Source organism: Chryseobacterium sp. T16E-39, from assembly GCF_002216065.1.
Taxonomy (GTDB): Bacteria; Bacteroidota; Bacteroidia; order Flavobacteriales; family Weeksellaceae; genus Chryseobacterium.
In genome coordinates this window covers 1,243,835-1,260,774 of the sequence record NZ_CP022282.1, presented here as the reverse complement: position 1 = coordinate 1,260,774, position 16,940 = coordinate 1,243,835, and the positions used below count along the sequence as shown (strand labels likewise).

At 33.8% G+C, this 16,940-nt stretch carries 15 protein-coding genes; 7 read left to right on the top strand and 8 right to left on the bottom strand.

Annotated elements, in window-relative coordinates; all coding sequences use genetic code 11:
• Window positions 1-9: 9 nt before the first annotated feature.
• Together CEY12_RS05585 and CEY12_RS05580 are read right to left on the bottom strand one after the other, a co-directional pair.
• Window positions 10-738, bottom strand: coding sequence for a LytR/AlgR family response regulator transcription factor (locus CEY12_RS05585; RefSeq protein WP_089026749.1), 729 nt, complete (start codon window positions 736-738; stop codon window positions 10-12).
• Complete coding sequence (locus CEY12_RS05580; RefSeq protein WP_157676758.1) at window positions 707-3,556, bottom strand: histidine kinase; 2,850 nt, start codon at window positions 3,554-3,556, stop codon at window positions 707-709. The genes CEY12_RS05585 and CEY12_RS05580 overlap by 32 nt, the downstream gene beginning before the upstream one ends.
• Window positions 3,557-3,778: 222 nt before the next feature.
• Here CEY12_RS05580 and CEY12_RS05575 point away from each other — a divergent pair, with 222 nt between their 5' ends.
• The 7 genes from CEY12_RS05575 to CEY12_RS05545 all read left to right on the top strand — a co-directional run bounded on the left by CEY12_RS05575 (window position 3,779) and on the right by CEY12_RS05545 (window position 12,557).
• Window positions 3,779-5,662, top strand: a complete 1,884-nt coding sequence (locus CEY12_RS05575; RefSeq protein ID WP_089026747.1) for a DNA topoisomerase IV subunit B — start codon at window positions 3,779-3,781, stop codon at window positions 5,660-5,662.
• Between the two features lie 142 nt (window positions 5,663-5,804).
• Entirely contained in the window at window positions 5,805-6,230 is a 426-nt protein-coding gene (locus CEY12_RS05570) for a hypothetical protein (RefSeq protein WP_228409800.1), read from the top strand.
• Window positions 6,230-8,812 carry a DNA gyrase/topoisomerase IV subunit A gene (locus CEY12_RS05565; protein ID WP_089026745.1) on the top strand — a complete coding sequence of 861 codons (2,583 nt, stop codon included), beginning with the start codon at window positions 6,230-6,232 and terminating at the stop codon, window positions 8,810-8,812. Before CEY12_RS05570 ends, CEY12_RS05565 begins: the two co-directional genes overlap by 1 nt.
• A 14-nt stretch (window positions 8,813-8,826) precedes the next feature.
• Window positions 8,827-9,480, top strand: coding sequence for a rhomboid family intramembrane serine protease (locus CEY12_RS05560; RefSeq protein ID WP_089026744.1), 654 nt, complete (start codon window positions 8,827-8,829; stop codon window positions 9,478-9,480).
• A 33-nt stretch (window positions 9,481-9,513) separates the two neighbouring features.
• Complete coding sequence (locus CEY12_RS05555; protein WP_089026743.1) at window positions 9,514-10,614, top strand: helix-turn-helix domain-containing protein; 1,101 nt, start codon at window positions 9,514-9,516, stop codon at window positions 10,612-10,614.
• Window positions 10,615-10,758: 144 nt separating this feature from the next.
• A complete protein-coding gene (locus CEY12_RS05550) occupies window positions 10,759-11,544 on the top strand; it encodes an SDR family NAD(P)-dependent oxidoreductase (RefSeq protein WP_089026742.1) in 786 nt (261 codons plus the stop codon).
• Window positions 11,541-12,557: an NAD-dependent epimerase/dehydratase family protein gene (locus CEY12_RS05545; RefSeq protein ID WP_089026741.1), complete on the top strand. Its 1,017-nt coding sequence runs from the start codon at window positions 11,541-11,543 to the stop codon at window positions 12,555-12,557. Before CEY12_RS05550 ends, CEY12_RS05545 begins: the two co-directional genes overlap by 4 nt.
• Here the strand turns inward: CEY12_RS05545 and CEY12_RS05540 are convergent.
• From CEY12_RS05540 to CEY12_RS05515, 6 genes are all read right to left on the bottom strand, one after another.
• Window positions 12,508-12,867 carry a DUF4180 domain-containing protein gene (locus tag CEY12_RS05540; protein WP_089026740.1) on the bottom strand — a complete coding sequence of 120 codons (360 nt, stop codon included), beginning with the start codon at window positions 12,865-12,867 and terminating at the stop codon, window positions 12,508-12,510. The genes CEY12_RS05545 and CEY12_RS05540 overlap by 50 nt on opposite strands.
• A gap of 7 nt (window positions 12,868-12,874) precedes the next feature.
• Window positions 12,875-13,921, bottom strand: a complete 1,047-nt coding sequence (locus tag CEY12_RS05535; RefSeq protein ID WP_089026739.1) for a serine hydrolase domain-containing protein — start codon at window positions 13,919-13,921, stop codon at window positions 12,875-12,877.
• Between the two features lie 112 nt (window positions 13,922-14,033).
• Window positions 14,034-14,417, bottom strand: a complete 384-nt coding sequence (locus CEY12_RS05530; RefSeq protein ID WP_089026738.1) for a 5-carboxymethyl-2-hydroxymuconate Delta-isomerase — start codon at window positions 14,415-14,417, stop codon at window positions 14,034-14,036.
• Window positions 14,418-14,463: 46 nt separating this feature from the next.
• Window positions 14,464-15,312, bottom strand: coding sequence for a peptide chain release factor N(5)-glutamine methyltransferase (gene prmC, locus CEY12_RS05525; protein ID WP_089026737.1), 849 nt, complete (start codon window positions 15,310-15,312; stop codon window positions 14,464-14,466).
• A complete protein-coding gene (gene yaaA, locus CEY12_RS05520; protein WP_089026736.1) occupies window positions 15,313-16,071 on the bottom strand; it encodes a peroxide stress protein YaaA in 759 nt (252 codons plus the stop codon).
• A 163-nt stretch (window positions 16,072-16,234) separates the two neighbouring features.
• Window positions 16,235-16,846 carry an L-threonylcarbamoyladenylate synthase gene (locus CEY12_RS05515; protein WP_089026735.1) on the bottom strand — a complete coding sequence of 204 codons (612 nt, stop codon included), beginning with the start codon at window positions 16,844-16,846 and terminating at the stop codon, window positions 16,235-16,237.
• Window positions 16,847-16,940: the final 94 nt, after the last annotated feature.

Here is a 16,940-nt window from a genome sequence, read left to right as displayed (position 1 = left end):
GTCGTCTGATTATTCCAAATGTTCAATTCTATTCAGGAAATCATTTTTCTTTCGGACAGAAACATCCAGAACCGAATTATCAGTCATGATCACCTGGCCACCTTTTCCTTTTATGTATTCCTTTAAATGACTGAGGTTGATCAGGTGCTTATGGTGGATTCTGAAAAAATTGTAATCAGCCAGAGACTCTTCAAATTCATGCAATGTTTTAGAAACTATTATTTTTGTTTTATCGCTCATATAAAATGTCGTATAGCTGGAATCTGCTTCACAACGAACGATATCGGTAATATTGGTTAATTTGAATCCTTGCAGGGTAGGGAGGCTTATTTTATTCTGATTCGAAGAAGCTGTGGAGGTTTTGTTTTTTTTGTTGATTTCCAGAGCTTTATTTACAGCGATGATAAAATCCATTTTTTTGATCGGTTTCAAAAGGTAATCCGTTGCCCCATTCTTGATAGCCTGGATGGCAAAATGTTCAAAAGCTGTAATAAAAATGATTTGTGAATTGATTTCTCTGAATTTTGAAAGAAGATCGAATGCAGTACCATCTTTTAGCTGAACATCAAGAAAAAGGATATCAGGAGCATTTTTTATAAGGTTAATGTATGCTTCTTCTACACTAGAAGCCTGAAATATAATTTGAATATCCGGAAATTCATTCTGAAGCAGAAGAGCAATGTAATCTCTGCCATCTTGCTCATCATCAATGATGCAGGCTTGTATTTTGGTTTTCATATGGAGTCATATATAGTTTAATTTGTGTGCCGGCCCTTTGTTCTTTTTCCAAAAGATCATTAAGCTCTAATGTTATATTAGTGTCAAAAAGCTGTCTAAATGTTTCAATTCTTTTCTGGGATAATTTTACCCCAAAAGAATTAGCCTTTTTAACAGATTCAGGCTTAATTCCGATTCCTATCCCATTGTCTTCAATAGTAATACAGAGCAAAGAATCAATATAATCGAATGAGATCTCTATAAATCCTTTTCTGTCTTTCAGGCTTGATATTCCATGTTTTATAGCATTTTCAACAAAAGGTTGGATCATCAGAGATGGAATAATCCAGTTTTCATTGACAGCATTAGAGACCTTGATTTTATAATCGAATTGCTCTTTAAGCCGTAACTTCTCCATATTCAGATACAGGGAAAGATACTCGGTTTCCTCTTTTATGGGCATGAATGTTTTTTCTGAATAATGAAGCGTTTTTCTGATCATTTGAGAGAAAATATCCAGGTAATTTTCAGTCTCATCATAGTCTTTTTTATAGAGTAAGAATTGGATGGAATTAAGACAGTTGTAAATGAAATGGGGGTTTATTTGAGCCTTGATCGCCTGAAGTTCGAGTTCAGCAATTTTTTTCTCATAATACAGTGTCTCTAGTTTTTTGTTGCGTTTTCTCTGATAATAGATAGTGATCAGGATAAAAGCAATTGAACACCCCAACATGATCAGTAAAAACTTGAACCACCATGTCTGCCAAAATTTAGGTTTGATTTCAAATGTTATTGAGGAAAAGGTGTAAGACTGCTTTCCGTTGTAGCCAAGTCCAAAAACTTCAAAAGTATATTTTCCCGGAGGAATGGAATTAAACATGATTTTGGGGGAACTGCTCGTCTGCCACTCGTCACTCAGACCTTCAACTTTATATTTATAACTTACTTTTCCCTGGGAAGCATAGTCGGGAAAGCTGAGATCAAAAGCAACATTGTTTTCAGGGGTCTCGCTTACAATTTTTTGGTCCAGATTAAAAATTTCCCTATCTCCTATGGTAACGGAATTGATGATTACTTTTTTATTGATAAACTTTTGCTGTGTCAATAAACTGCTGATAGGAAGAATAGCTAAACCTTTTGTAGTTCCCGCATAAATAGTATCATCTCTTATTACACATCCCGCAACTACATTGGATGGAAGTCCATCGGTTTGGGTGAAGTTATTGATTTTAATATGAGTCCCTTTTGTCTCGATACGGCTCAGTCCGGAATTGGTACTTGCCCAAAATACATTTTCATTCTGAACTTCTATTTTCTTTATCTGATCGGTCGATAAACCATTTTTTTCAGTAATTCTTCTTATTACTTTTTTATTAGTAAAAAATATAATACCATTAAGATTTGTAGCACCGACATATAGGTTAGATTTGAGCTTTTTGATATCAGTGAAATAATATCCTTCAAGAAATAAACTTTTCTTCTTGGTTCTCACATTTAGCTTATATAAATCTTTAAAGTCACCGACAAATATGCTGTCTTTGCTGTAGGACAGAGCGTTGTAAGTTCTTTCATTAAGCAACAGGGAATATGTATCTGTCACAAAGTTGTAGGCGGTAAGTCCCTGTGAGGTACAAAGAAATACAGAATCGCTCGTATAGGGTAGAATATTTTTTAAACTGAAATCTTTTATATGGGTTATTTTGTGAGTAAACGTATTGTATTTAATAATACTCAGATTAAATCCATATAGAATAGTATTTCCCTTTGAAAATATGGCTTTAGTCTGAATTCTTCTGTTTTTGTCAAGTGTGATATCTGTTATGGTATTGGATTTTAAAATACCACTTTTTGCTTCATTATATCCTAAAATAATATTTCTTCCACTTTTTCCTATAGCCGTAATGAAAGATGAATTGTTTTTTACAGGCAAATGAATGTAATTATTGAAAAATTTATCATTAATAAAATAAACCCCATTATTTCTTGTTGAAAACCATACATTATTATCCCGGTCTATTAAAATATGATTCATAATAAAGTTATCCATGATCTTAATAGGATGCGAAAGATTCCCTTCCAGTAAGGTCTGTCTGTAATAAAGGACGCCTCCTTCGTCCAGACAAAGCCATACCCTGTAATTTTTATCAACAACAACCTGATAAATCTTCTCAGGGATATAAAATGACTGGATTTTTTTGAAATAATATCTGTTATATCTTTTATAAATTTCTACTCTATTATTATCCAATTTCGTAACTAAAAAATCACCTACTTTATAGATCGTGGTTTTAGGTAGAAAAAGATTACAGATCGTTTTCTTTTTGGTAAAAATGTCATAAGCTACAACCTGGCCATTATGATCGGTTAGATAAAGAAGATGGAGGTTAACGTCAAAAGAAAATGCATAGTGTTTGTTCCATGATAGAAAGTCTTTGCCTAACTGTAATGGGATCGTTTTTACTTTCCCATTATGATATATGAAAATTTCTCTGGGAGCAGTGGAATTAAATAGGAATATAGAGTCTCCTTTGCTATAATTTGCTGACACATGAATGAGTTTTTTGAGTTCTTTGTTATCATCCGAATTGATAATTTTCCCATTTTTCAGATAAGCAAAATCATTTAAATAAGACATGATGAAATTTTCACCATTAGATAGGGAGTTGCACGACAGTACATCAATATTTTTTAGTCCGTTTTTTTCATTAAATTGTTTAAATTCTTTTCCGTCGAACCTGAATAACCCATTATCGCTCCCAATCCAGATGAATCCCTCTTTATCCTGATTCATTCCGTAAGTGGTGGAACTGTTCAAGCCATCTTCTTCATTATAATTCACCAGCCCTGGGATTTGGCTATAAAAGGAAAAAGGGAAGAATAGTATTAATAAAAATAGAGGAAAAGCTTGTATGTTTTTCACTTATTCTGGAATAATAATGTAAATATAAAATTTGCTTGATAATAATGCAATACATATTCAATAATATTATAAAAAATGAATTAGAAAAATTCGGATAATTTTAAGCATTTTCGTATTTTTGTATGTTTGCTGAAATAACTTATGTCACAAGAAATAAATCCAATCTATTCGGAAGATAATATCAGAACCCTAGATTGGCAGGAACATATTCGTTTGCGTCCCGGTATGTATATCGGAAAGCTGGGAGATGGTTCTTCTGCCGATGACGGTATTTACATTCTACTTAAAGAAATTCTGGACAACTCGATCGATGAGTTCAGAATGAAATCGGGTAAAAGAATTGAAATAAAATTAGACGATGGTAAGGTAACTATTCGTGATTTTGGCCGTGGGATTCCTCTGGGAAAAGTAGTTGATGCAGTATCCAAGATGAATACAGGAGGTAAATACGATAGTAAAGCCTTTAAAAAGTCTGTAGGGTTAAATGGAGTGGGTACAAAAGCAGTTAATGCTCTTTCTGATTATTTCAGAGTAAGGTCTTTCCGTGAGGGGAAAATGAAGGTGGCGGAATTTTCGCGAGGAATTATTTCTGAAAATCATGAAGAAAAGGATACATCAGATCGAAACGGAACTGAAATTTCTTTTATTCCGGATGGAGAAATATTTCTTCACTTCAAATACAGAAAAGAGTATATCGAAAGAATGCTCCGCAATTATGCTTATCTGAACCCTGGGTTAAAAATATTATTTAATGGAGAAACTTATTATTCTGAGAATGGTCTTAAAGATCTTTTAGAAGAAGAATTAGAAAGTGAAATCCTTTATCCTATCGTTCATTTGATGGATAATGATATAGAGCTGGCGATAACCCATTCGGACAAATCGCAAACTGAAACCTATTTTTCATTTGTAAACGGTCAGAATACCACTCAAGGGGGAACCCATTTAAATGCTTTTCGTGAAGCTTATGTGAAAACCATCCGTGAATTCTTTAATAAGAATTTTGATGCTTCAGATATTAGAAAATCTATTATCGCAGCGATTTCAATAAACGTGGAGGAACCTGTATTTGAATCGCAGACCAAAACAAAATTAGGATCGAATGATATGGGACCGAATGGTCCTACAGTAAGAACTTTCATTATTGATTTTCTAAAAAGCAAACTCGATAACTTTTTACATAGAAATCCTGAAATTGCAGAAGCGATTCAAAGAAAAATCCTAATTTCAGAAAGAGAAAGAAAGGAGCTTTCAGGAATTCAGAAATTAGCCAGAGAAAGAGCGAAAAAAGTATCGCTTCATAATAAGAAACTTCGTGACTGCAGACAGCATTATAACGATCAGAAAGCCGAAAGAAAAGGCGATACACAGATCTTCATTACGGAAGGGGATTCTGCATCAGGATCGATCACCAAGTCAAGAGATGTGGAAACGCAGGCCGTATTTTCTTTAAAAGGTAAACCATTGAACTGTTATGGGTTAACCAAGAAAGTAGTATACGAAAATGAAGAATTTAATTTACTGCAGGCTGCTTTAAATATAGAAGAAAGTCTTGAAGATTTAAGATATAATCAGGTTATTATTGCAACAGATGCCGATGTGGATGGTATGCACATCCGTCTTTTAATGATCACATTCTTTTTACAGTTTTTCCCTGACCTGATTAAGAATGGACATCTTTACATTCTTCAAACTCCTTTGTTCAGAGTAAGAAATAAAAAAGAGACGAGGTATTGTTATACTGAATTGGAAAGAGTAAAAGCGTTGAATGAATTAGGAAAGAACCCGGAAATTACCCGATTTAAAGGATTAGGTGAAATCTCTCCTGATGAGTTTAAACATTTTATTGGGAAGGATATCCGTTTAGAGCCCGTAGTTGTAGGTAAAGATCAGACCATTGAACAGCTTTTAGAGTTTTATATGGGGAAAAATACACCGGACCGACAAGTTTTCATTCTTGAAAATCTGGTGGTAGAAGAAGGAGATATCGATAGTAGGGAAATAATAAGTGAAATAGAAGGTTAAACAGATCCCTCAAAAACTTTCTAAAAAACTAAACCATAAAGAGTAATTAATGAGATAACTTTAACTTTAAACACAAATTATAATGAGATTAAGTAACCGCAACAAGGCGCCGGGCTATAACTTTATTAATACCCTCTTAATAATGATGTTAGTCGGCGGAATTGTATCCTTCTTTTTAGAAGAATATAAGTTTAATATTTTAGGATCAGAAAGCTATTTATTGATTATTGTTCCGCTAATCATGTTAGTTGCTTTCCATCTTACCGGGAGGCAAATTTTTGAGTATGATAGTGATGGAGAGGCCCTCAATTTCAAAAACAGAAATATCATTCCTTTTTTGGATAAACCATTAAGTGATGAATTTCCAAAATATAAATTAATAAAGTATGAGATCGTAAATCTATTTTTTGTAAAAAGGTTGTATGTTACCATTTCAAGTAAGAATAGTGGTTCCACAATGTTGAAATATGAAATATCATATTTAACCACGAAAGAAGTAAACGATTTAAAATTCTCATTAAATAAAGTAGTAAAAGCTAATAACGAGAAAAACGTTAACAACAGATAATGACAGAAGAAAATTCACATGAAGGCGAGAGCTTGAAGAAGGTTTCCGGACTATATAAGGACTGGTTTCTGGACTATGCTTCTTACGTGATTTTAGATAGAGCGATTCCATCAGTATATGATGGATTAAAACCCGTTCAGCGAAGAATTATGCATTCCATGCGGGAGCTGGAAGACGGACGTTATAATAAAGTGGCCAACATCGTAGGTAACACGATGAAATATCACCCTCACGGTGATGCTTCCATTACAGATGCAATGGTGCAAATCGGGCAGAAAGAACTTCTGATAGATACTCAGGGAAACTGGGGGAACGTTTATACCGGAGATTCAGCAGCAGCAGCGAGATATATTGAGGCACGATTAACCCCCTTTGCTCTGGAAGTAGTTTTCAATCCTAAAACTACGGAATGGTCTAAATCATATGACGGAAGAAATAATGAGCCTATTGATTTACCGGTAAAATTTCCGCTGCTTTTAACACAGGGAGTAGAAGGAATTGGTGTCGGACTCTCTACTAAAATACTTCCGCATAATTTCAATGAATTAATCAATGCATCTGTTGCCCATTTGAAAGGGAAGAAGTTTGAGCTGTTTCCGGATTTTTTAACGGCAGGATATTTAGATGTTTCGGAATACAATGATGGTCACCGAGGTGGAAAAGTTCGTGCTAGAGCGAGAATCACCCAGACTGATAAACATACATTGGTTATTTCTGAGCTTCCTTTCTCTAAAACAACAAGTGATCTGATAGATTCTATATTAAAGGCCAATGAAAAAGGGAAGATCAAGATCAAGAAAATCGAAGATAATACTTCAGATACGGTAGAAATTCTTATTCATTTGCATAATGATGTATCACCTGATAAAACGATTGATGCTTTATATGCATTTACAGACTGTCAGGTTACGATCTCTCCAAATGCATGTGTCATTGTGGGCGATAAACCGATGTTCCTGAATGTTTCGGAGATCCTTAAAATGAATACGGATCACACCGTTTCATTGTTAAAGAAAGAGCTTGAGATTGAACTGCATGAATTACAGGAAAGCTGGCATTTTTCGTCATTGGAAAGGATTTTTATTGAAAACAGGATTTACCATGATATTGAAGAGGTAGAAACCTGGGAAGATGTTATAAAAACAATCGATGCAGGTCTGAAGCCTCATACAAAGCATCTTTTAAGAGCTGTAACTGAAGAGGATATTTTAAAACTGACTGAGATCAGGATCAAGAGAATTTCCAGATTCGATTTAGATAAATTTAAAGAAAATATTGCTGCTCTTGAAGGGAAAATAGAGCTTGTAAAACATAATTTAGCCAATCTGATTGCCTATGCCATTGAGTATTACTTAAATATTCAGAAGAAGTATGGTAAGGACAGACAAAGAAGAACAGAACTGAGAATTTTCGATACTATTGATGCAACAAAAGTAGCTGTAGCTAATGAGAAGTTCTATATGAACCGGGAAGAAGGATTCATTGGAACATCATTACGAAAAGACGAATATTTATTTGACTGTTCCGATATTGATGATATCATTACTTTCAGAAAAGACGGAAGCATGAAGATCGTAAAAGTGGAAGCTAAGACTTTTATCGGAAAAGATCTTCTCCATGTTGCTGTCTGGAAGAAAAATGACAAAAGAACGGTTTATAATATGATCTATAGAGAAGGAAAAGAAGGTCCGTATTATATGAAGCGTTTCTCTGTAACAGCTGTGACCAGAAATACAGACTATCCTTTAGCTTCAGATAAAAAAGGATCTGAAGTACTTTATTTTTCAGCAAATCCAAATGGAGAAGCAGAAACGGTTACCGTTCTTTTAAAACCCAACCCAAGGATCAGAAAAAACAAAATGGATATCGATTTTTCTGAATTAGCTATTAAAGGACGTGATTCGAAAGGAAATTTAGTAACCAAATATTCGGTTAAAAAAGTAGATCTTAAAGAAGAAGGTATTTCTACACTGGCTCCAAGGAGAATTTGGTTTGATGATACCGTAAGAAGATTGAATGCTGATGGAAGAGGTACTTTATTGGGGAATTTCAAAGGAGATGATAAGATTTTAACGATCAATTCTAATGGAGAGGCAAAATTAGTAAGCTTTGACCTTGGAAATCGTTTTGATGATGAGTATCTGATCTTAGAGAAATGGCGTCCGCAACAACCTGTTACCTGTATTTATTATGATGGTGAAAAGGATATTTATTTTATCAAAAGATTCTTGTTGGAGAACAATGTAAACCCACAAGGCTTTATGCCTTCCGAGCATAATAAGTCATTTGTGGAAAATGTAATTGTTACGAACGGATCAACGGCAGAAATAATTTTCGCAAAAGATAAAGGAAAAGAACGTGAACCTGAAATCATCAATATTGATGAATTTATTGCGGTAAAAGGAATAAAAGCTATTGGAAACCAGTTCACCAAGTTTAAAGTAAAAACAATTAACGTTACCTTACCGGAAATTGAAGAAGAAGAGCCGGAAATATACGAAGAACCTGAGCCTACAGAAAATATTGATGAAGACGGAGGAATTATCGGAGACTTGTTTGAAGGAGATGGTGAAGAAAATTAAATATTGAATTAATTATGAATATCCTGTTATTAGTTATTATAGCTACCAGCATTATAAGCTTTATTGCTTTTAATAACAATAGTATTTTTGAGAAGTATAAATTCAACGTAGGAGCTATCCAAAATAGAAAAGAGTATATTCGTTTACTTTCAGCAGGATTTCTGCATGCAGATATTATGCATCTTCTATTCAATATGATGACATTGTATTTCTTTGGTCCCATTGTTATGGAAGGCTTTGGAAATATAGGCTTTATCATCGTGTATTTTGGATCTATATTGCTGGGAAATATGTTTTCATTATTTATTTATCAAAAACAGCCTTGGTATTCAGCTATTGGCGCTAGTGGTGGAGTTTCTGGAATATTATTCGCTGGAATTGCGCTGATTCCGGACCTTAAGATCTATATATTCTTTATTCCTATTGGTATTCCAGGATTTATTTTTGGTCTTCTCTATTTCAGCTATTCGGTTTACATGATGCTCAATCCCAGACAGCATGATAATATTGGGCATGCTGCTCATTTAGGAGGTGCATTTTTTGGTCTCGTATATGCTGTTATTAATCAGCCTGCAAGAGCAATGGATAATGCTCTGTATATTGGGATCATGGCTGTTCCGTTATTGTATTTAAGCTATGAGATTTTTGTAAGGAAAAGAATAGGATAAAAAGAACTATCTTTAAATAAAAAATCAAAACCAATGAGCACAGTTGAGTTAAATCGTTTTATCGTTATACTTATATATGGTTCATTGGTTTTGCTTTCTCTGTTAAAACTGGCGAATCCTCTTAAGGTAAATAGAAAGGGCAATTTGTGGTTTGGGTTATTCCTTTTTTTGTGGTCTACATATTGGCTGGATGAAATTTGGTCTCTGATAAAAGGTTCACAAATAGAGATTCATTCCATTCTTTCTGTTCAGTTTGTTCAGTTTTTGACACCGGTTATGTTTTATTTCAGTGTTTTATTTTTTGCAAATCCTTCTTTTAAATTTAAGTGGTCTGATATAAAATATGCCATTCTACCTATCTTTTTTCTGATCAATTTAGTATTACAGCGCTACGGAAATTTTACTGACCAGTCTTTTTTTGAATTTACATTTATAGGGTTGATTTTATTCCAGGCATTGTTCTACACGGGACTTTCTTATTTCACTATACGAAAACATCAAAAAAGAATCCAGCAGTTTTCAGCAAATACAGAGGGAATCAATCTTAATTGGCTGGAGTATATTATCCTGATTCTTTTTATCATCAACATTATATATGTTATTTACAATCTTTTTTATGATCCTACTTCATTAAATGCCTTTATTAACATTGCTTTTTTATTGGTTATTTATTTTGTGGCTTATTATTCTTTAAAACAGAAAGAAATTTATCCGGTCGAAGAGAAGAAACTTGATGAGTTTATATCAATTAATGAAGAAAATGAGAGCGAAGAAATTAAGAGGAAACTAATACCTGACGAAGAATTATTAAGGATCAAGGGAGATCTTGAAAAATTAATGGAGCAGGAAAAACCTTATCTTGATAGTGAACTCAATTTAATTAAATTATCCGAACAACTTTCTGTCTCTACCCATCACTTGTCCTATGTGATTAATACCGGGTTTCAAAAAAATTTTTTTCAGTTTGTTAATGAATACAGAATTGAATACGCTAAAAAGTTGTTAAAAGATAACACAGCCAATAAACTTTCGATTTTAGGAATTGCGTATGAATCAGGATTCAATTCCAAGACCTCTTTTAATACCACTTTCAAAAAATTTACTGATCAAACACCTTCTGAGTTTAAAAAATAAGTTCAGGTTTATAAATTTTAACTTTTTTTACTTATAATTGATTGATTATAAGGGTTTTGTTTATTTTCCCTGAATGTGTTCACTCATATAATCTGGAACAGGAAAACCTCTTTGTGAAGATACATTTGTACCATAATTTTTGTTATGGATACCAAAGAATCATACGCCGTTGTAACAGGAGCAAGTCAGGGGTTGGGAAAAGCTCTTGTTGAACATCTTGCTAAAAAGAAGATCAATGTTATTCTTGTCAGTTTACCCAATCAGAATGTGCGGGAACTAAGCCAGGAGATCGCTGAAATGTATGATGTGAAAACACATTATTATGAGATTGACCTTTCTGTAAATGAAAATGTGCTGAATCTGACAGAAGAGCTCAACAGGTCTTTTGATATTCATATCTTAATCAATAATGCAGGATTAGGAGGAACTCAGAAATTTGTGGATGCCACACCCCATTACATCAACACTATTTTACAGGTCAATGTTATGGCCACTTCATTAATGACCCACCAGTTACTGCCGAACTTACTGAAACAGCCTAAAGCCTACATTTTAAATGTTTCCAGTATGGCTGCTTTCTCCCCAATTGGTTTTAAAACAGTATATCCGGCCTCAAAAACCTTTATTCATTCATTTTCGAGAGGACTGCATGAAGAGTTGAAAGATACTAATGTTTTTGTAAGTGTTGTAAACCCTGGAGCTATGAAAACGAATTTAGATGTCTGCAAAAGAATTGAAAAACAGGGTTTTTTAGGAAAATTAACTTTATTAGATCCTAATAAAGTAGCTGCGCGTTGTGTTAATCAACTGTTCAAACGAGATTCAGTGATCATGGTAAACCCGATAAGCTGGCTTGTGATGAAAATCCTGCCAATCTGGATCAAATTACCATTGATGACCAATGCAATAAAAAGAGAAATAGGGGCATGAAAAAGGTATTTGTAACCGGAATTACCGGACTTCTAGGAACTAATGTTGTTATAAAATTATTAAAAGATGGTTATTTTGTTATTGCTTTGGTGCGGCAGAAAAGTCGCTATTATGGTCAGGAAGATGAAAACCTCCAATTAGTTGAGGGTGATCTGTTTACTGATGTTTCTGTTTATATGAAAGAGGCAGATTTTGTCATTCATATCGCGGCTGAAACCAGTCAGAGTTTACTTTCCTATGCAGAATATAGAAAGACGAATTATGATGTTGTTGTTCATTTATTTTCTGAAGCTGTAGAAGCGGGTGTTAAGAAATTCCTGTTTGTCAGTACGGCAAATACAATGGGCTATGGAAATCTGGCTGAGCCGGGAAATGAAAAATCCCCACAGAAATATCCCTTTACAAAATCTTTGTATGCGAAAAGTAAAGTTGAAGCCGAGAGTTTTCTTTTAAGAAATAATAAAACAACTGAGGTGGTCATACTTAATCCCACCTTTATGATCGGTGCTTATGACCGGAAACCCAGTTCGGGAAAAATTATTTTCTGGGCGTGGAAAAAGAAACTGGTCTTTTATCCGAAAGGGGGAAAGAATTTTGTCCATGTGGAAGATGCAGCTCAGGGAGTTATCAATGCTATTAAGAAAGGGAAAAACGGAGAGAAATATCTCTTAACGAATGAAAATCTTAAGTATAAGGATTTCTTTAAAAAAGTAAATGTCATTACAAAACAAAATCCTCTGTTGCTTCCATTACCAGGTTTTATTTTAATTTTCCTTGGTATAATAGGTGATTTGCTGAGATTTCTAAATATCAAAACAAGTTTGAGCACTCCCAACATGAAAGCGTTGAGAATTGATAATTATTATACAGGTCAGAAATCAATTGATGAATTGGAAATTCAATATCAGCCAATTGAGAAAGCAATTACAGACGCCATTAATTTCTTTGAAAATAAAGAATATGCTATTTCGAAAGTCTCTCTAAAGCCTCAGGTAAGGCTTCAACAAAATTGACATGTCGGGTTTTGTTGCTTTCAAAAATGAAATCTTTAATACTTTTACTTTCATACTTACTAAAATTTCCTACAATAGCTAGCCCCACACGATAGTTCGAGAATTTCTGAAGTATATCGCCGGCAATTTTAGTTTTAAGATCAAAGAAATCTGGCGTCATGTTTTTTTCATAAATGATCACCTTATCAAAACCCTGATAATATATATTGCCTAAAAGATCCAAACCGTCCTGGGCTGAGTGTATAATGATGGTGTCAGAGATTATTTCCGCTATTTTAGTTCCATTGATCTCATGAGCCTTAAATTCCATATTTAATTTAGTTTTTTAGTGTTGATTGTTTCATATCATTCAGGAAATTTTGCAAAGGAAATGCATCTCCCTGGTTGGTCAGGGTAATAATGGTTTTGTTATTTTTAAGATCGCGCCAGAATAATGCACGAAACCCATCCAATCCACCGGTGTGACTTACTGTTTTTCCTCCTGCAGAATCATCTATAAACCATCCAAACCCGTACATGGAGGGCTTTCCATCAGATAATGTAAAAGGGGTATACATTTGATTACTATTTTCTTTACTGACAAGTGAGAAATCGCGAAGCGCCTGATCAAACTTGTACAGATCTTCAGGAGTAGAATAAATACCACCGTCTCCTGTTGTCAAAATAGAATAATCATCAGGCTTTTTTTGGCGATCATAACCTATGGCCCTGTTCTTATTAATAGATGTGGATCCGTCATATACCTCTGTATTGTTCATTTTTAGGGGAACGAAGATGTTCTTCTCAAGAAACATCTTATATGAATCACCGGAAATTTTCTCAATAATAGTTGACAAGATAATATAACCACTGTTACTATACTGAAAGTGACTTCCTGATGGAAATTGCAATCCTTTTTGTTCCTGTAACCAATTGAGAACGTCTTGATTATTTAATCCTTTTTTTCCAGTCAGAATACTTTCATAATCCCTAATACCTGATGTGTGACTGAGTAAATGTCTTATACTGACATTCTTTGCATAATCTGGAAGCTCAGGAAGATATTGAGAAGCTTTGTCATCGTATGATAATAGTCCTTTTTGTTGCAATAGAATGATAGCTGTTGCAGTAAAGGGTTTGCTTAATGAAGCAATATAGAAAGGAGTATTCTTAGTGAGAACTCTTTTATGGTTAAAATCGGCATAGCCCACTGCAGAATCATAGAGGATTCTGTTGTTTTGCATAACGAGAATGCTACCATTCAATTCTCCGTTTTTATAATATTGGGTAATAATATCTTCTGGAGTTTTTCCACATGAAAGCAGGAATAAACAAAACAAAAAAACAATGTATTTTTTGATATGTAAAGCAGAAAAATAGTTCATCGATTTCAAGGTTAAATTGTTTCTTAAAAGGTACTCATAATTATCAGTGCTATTTAACCTAATTATTGAATCTGTTTGTAATCCTGAAATTTACAAGCAGTTAAAAGCCTTATTAATTACCAAAATGTCTGTCTTTGTTCATGTTTTCAGGATTGATTAATGATTTGTTACAGTAGGTTGCTGCTTCAAATTCTGTGATATTCATTGATAAAAAAGAAATTTCAGGAAACAGCAGATTGAGACGTTCAATTACCTGTCTTGATAGATTTGCTTTTTGTTCAGCACTTCTTCCTTCCATGATATTCCCAAAAATATGGATGAAACCGTTTTTCCCCTCACCAAGTTTATAATATTTGAAAGGTGAAATTCTAACCTTAATGTCATTTTTTGCGAAAAGGTCAGATGCTTCAGCACCTTCGTATACAGCTTGCATAATTTTACCAGGAGATTGCTGACTTAAAATATTTACAGAGCATTCTATAATAAAATGTGGCATGATGATTAAAAATTTTAATTAAAGATACATAAAAATACCCCTAATTTTATTTTTTTCCGGTTACAAATCGGTCATTGCCAGACAGATCTTTAATCAATTCAGATTCTGAGAAAAAGGAATAAAGGTCCAAAGTTTCCGGGCCTAGTTTTTGATTAATTTCCAGGAATAATGATCCATCTTGATTTAAATGTTTTTTTGAGTCTTCAGCTATTTTCCGATAGAAGATAAGGGCATCAGAAGTAGGAGAGAAGAGGGCCATGTTGGGCTCGAATCCTTTTACTGAGTTTTCAATTTCCACTTCTTCTTCAATTCCAATATAAGGAGGATTTGAAATAATAATGTCATAATTATCAATGAGCTCATAATTCAAATAATCACCATGAATAAAATGAATATCCAGTTGATGAAGAGCAGCATTCTTTTTTGCAGTTTCCAATGCCTTCTCTGAAAAATCTATGGACGAAACCTCTGCTTGTGGGAAATGTTTCTTTAAAACTAAAGGAATAACACCACTTCCCGTACCAATATCAAGGATTTTTAAATTCTCAGTCACTGGACTTGAATTTTGAATCCGGGTGATTGCTATTTCCAGTAATTCTTCAGTTTCAGGACGAGGTATTAAAACGTGCTCATTCACAAAAAACGTCATTCCGTAAAACTCAGTTTCCCCTAAAATATGTTGATAAGGTTTATGGGTTTTTAATTCTATGATAATCTCCTGAAACTTTTGTTCATCAGTAGATGACAACTCCACATCAGAAGATCTCCTTTGCTGGAATGCGTCAAGGCCTGTGATTTTTTCTATGAAAATTGAAAATAAAAATGAACTTTCAGATTCTGTATAAACCTGATGAAGTTCATTTCTAAAATGTATTTTAAATTCTGAGATCGTCATTTATCTTACAAAAACCAATTTTGTATCAGTAGATTTTTCTTCGTCGATCAAATAACCGTCGTAATTAAATGCTTTTACATCGTTCAACGTTTGGGCATTGGTTTCAGCACAGAATCTTACAACAAGTCCTCTTGCATGTTTGGTATACACAACAATAGTTTTTAGCTTTCCTTCTTTTAATTCATAAAAATCAAAATCGATGACTTTATGATTTAATTTTTTTCGGTCAATCACTTTTCCGTACTCATTGCTTGCCAGATGAAGAAGAACTTCATTTTTTTTCATTTCGGAGTTCAGCTGTTCGGTGATTTTTTCTCTCCAAAATTCATACAGATTCTTATATTGGTCAAACTCAAAGTGACGCCCCATTTCAAGTCTGTACAACATGACTTTATCAGAGGGTTTTAATAAACCATATAATCCGGAAAGCATTCTGTAGTTTTTCTGTAAGTAATCGATGGCTTTCTTGTCTAAAGTTTTAGCATCCAGACCTCTGTAAACTTCTCCCGTAAATGCAAACATTGCAGGAGCTGATTCTTTAGGCTTGGGGTTAGACTTCCAGTTTTGATTTCTTTCCCAGTTTTCATCTGCCAGTTTAGGCGAGATCTCCATTAATTCAGAAAGATATTTGGGAGATTTATGTTTTAAAAAAGATTGTATAAATTCTGCATCTTCAATGAATTTAGGTGTCGTAGATCTCAATAAATCAGTTGAATTTTCTACATTCATTAATTTGGCAGGCGATGTAATGATTTTCATAAAATAATTTATAATAAAAAATACCTATAAGAGGTATGTGTAATAAAAAATGAGTATTGAGTTGCTAGATTCGGGTTTCGGGTTTTTGTGTAAGTCATACTACTTCCTTCTTTCCCCTCTTCCAACCTCTAACTTTCCCTTTTCAACTTTCAATTAATAATAACTAAATAACTCCTTTTCCCTGTCTGATCACCTCAGGTTCTCCGGAAGTAAGGTCCACGCTTGTAGAAGCTACATTATCCCCATAACCGGAGTCTATAACAATATCTACCAGATGATCATACTTTTCAGCAATCAATTCTGGGTCGGTAGAATATTCAATGACTTCATCCTCATCATGGATGGATGTAGAAGCAATCGGGTGTCCTAATTTCTCTACAATCAATTGCGGAATCGAATGATCCGGAACACGGATACCAATCGTTTTATGTCCTTTATAGGCTAAAGGGACACTTTTATTTGCATCCAGGATAAAGGTAAAAGGACCGGGAAGATGACTTTTCAAAAACCTGAAAACTGAAGTGTCTATAGGTCTTGTAAAATCCGAAAGGTGGCTGAGATCATTACAAATAATAGAAAACTGAGCCTTTTCAAGCTTCATTTTCTTTATCTGAGCCAGTTTTTCCATGGCTTTGATATCAAAAATATTGCAGCCTAAGGCATAAATAGTATCCGACGGATAAATAATTAATCCACCGTTGTTTAAAGTTTTAACAACCTCATTAATAAGATTTTCCTGAGGATTGTCGGGGTAAATTTTTAATATTTTTGCCATGAAACAAAGATACAAATAAATGAATAGTTTTTATAAAACTCCTTTATTTAAAAGAAAAATTAGGAATTCCAAAAAATAGTCGTACATTTGCAAT

Excerpts from the sequence above, each read along its gene's own strand:
- CEY12_RS05585 (WP_089026749.1), bottom strand. The coding sequence starts at position 738 with ATGAAAACCAAAATACAAGCCTGCATCATTGATGATGAGCAAGATGGC.
- CEY12_RS05575 (WP_089026747.1), top strand. The coding sequence starts at position 3,779 with ATGTCACAAGAAATAAATCCAATCTATTCGGAAGATAATATCAGAACC.
- CEY12_RS05570 (WP_228409800.1), top strand. The coding sequence starts at position 5,805 with ATGATGTTAGTCGGCGGAATTGTATCCTTCTTTTTAGAAGAATATAAG.
- CEY12_RS05565 (WP_089026745.1), top strand. The coding sequence starts at position 6,230 with ATGACAGAAGAAAATTCACATGAAGGCGAGAGCTTGAAGAAGGTTTCC.
- CEY12_RS05560 (WP_089026744.1), top strand. The coding sequence starts at position 8,827 with ATGAATATCCTGTTATTAGTTATTATAGCTACCAGCATTATAAGCTTT.
- CEY12_RS05555 (WP_089026743.1), top strand. The coding sequence starts at position 9,514 with ATGAGCACAGTTGAGTTAAATCGTTTTATCGTTATACTTATATATGGT.
- CEY12_RS05550 (WP_089026742.1), top strand. The coding sequence starts at position 10,759 with ATGGATACCAAAGAATCATACGCCGTTGTAACAGGAGCAAGTCAGGGG.
- CEY12_RS05545 (WP_089026741.1), top strand. The coding sequence starts at position 11,541 with ATGAAAAAGGTATTTGTAACCGGAATTACCGGACTTCTAGGAACTAAT.
- CEY12_RS05540 (WP_089026740.1), bottom strand. The coding sequence starts at position 12,867 with ATGGAATTTAAGGCTCATGAGATCAATGGAACTAAAATAGCGGAAATA.
- CEY12_RS05535 (WP_089026739.1), bottom strand. The coding sequence starts at position 13,921 with ATGAACTATTTTTCTGCTTTACATATCAAAAAATACATTGTTTTTTTG.
- CEY12_RS05530 (WP_089026738.1), bottom strand. The coding sequence starts at position 14,417 with ATGCCACATTTTATTATAGAATGCTCTGTAAATATTTTAAGTCAGCAA.
- prmC (WP_089026737.1), bottom strand. The coding sequence starts at position 15,312 with ATGACGATCTCAGAATTTAAAATACATTTTAGAAATGAACTTCATCAG.
- yaaA (WP_089026736.1), bottom strand. The coding sequence starts at position 16,071 with ATGAAAATCATTACATCGCCTGCCAAATTAATGAATGTAGAAAATTCA.
- CEY12_RS05515 (WP_089026735.1), bottom strand. The coding sequence starts at position 16,846 with ATGGCAAAAATATTAAAAATTTACCCCGACAATCCTCAGGAAAATCTT.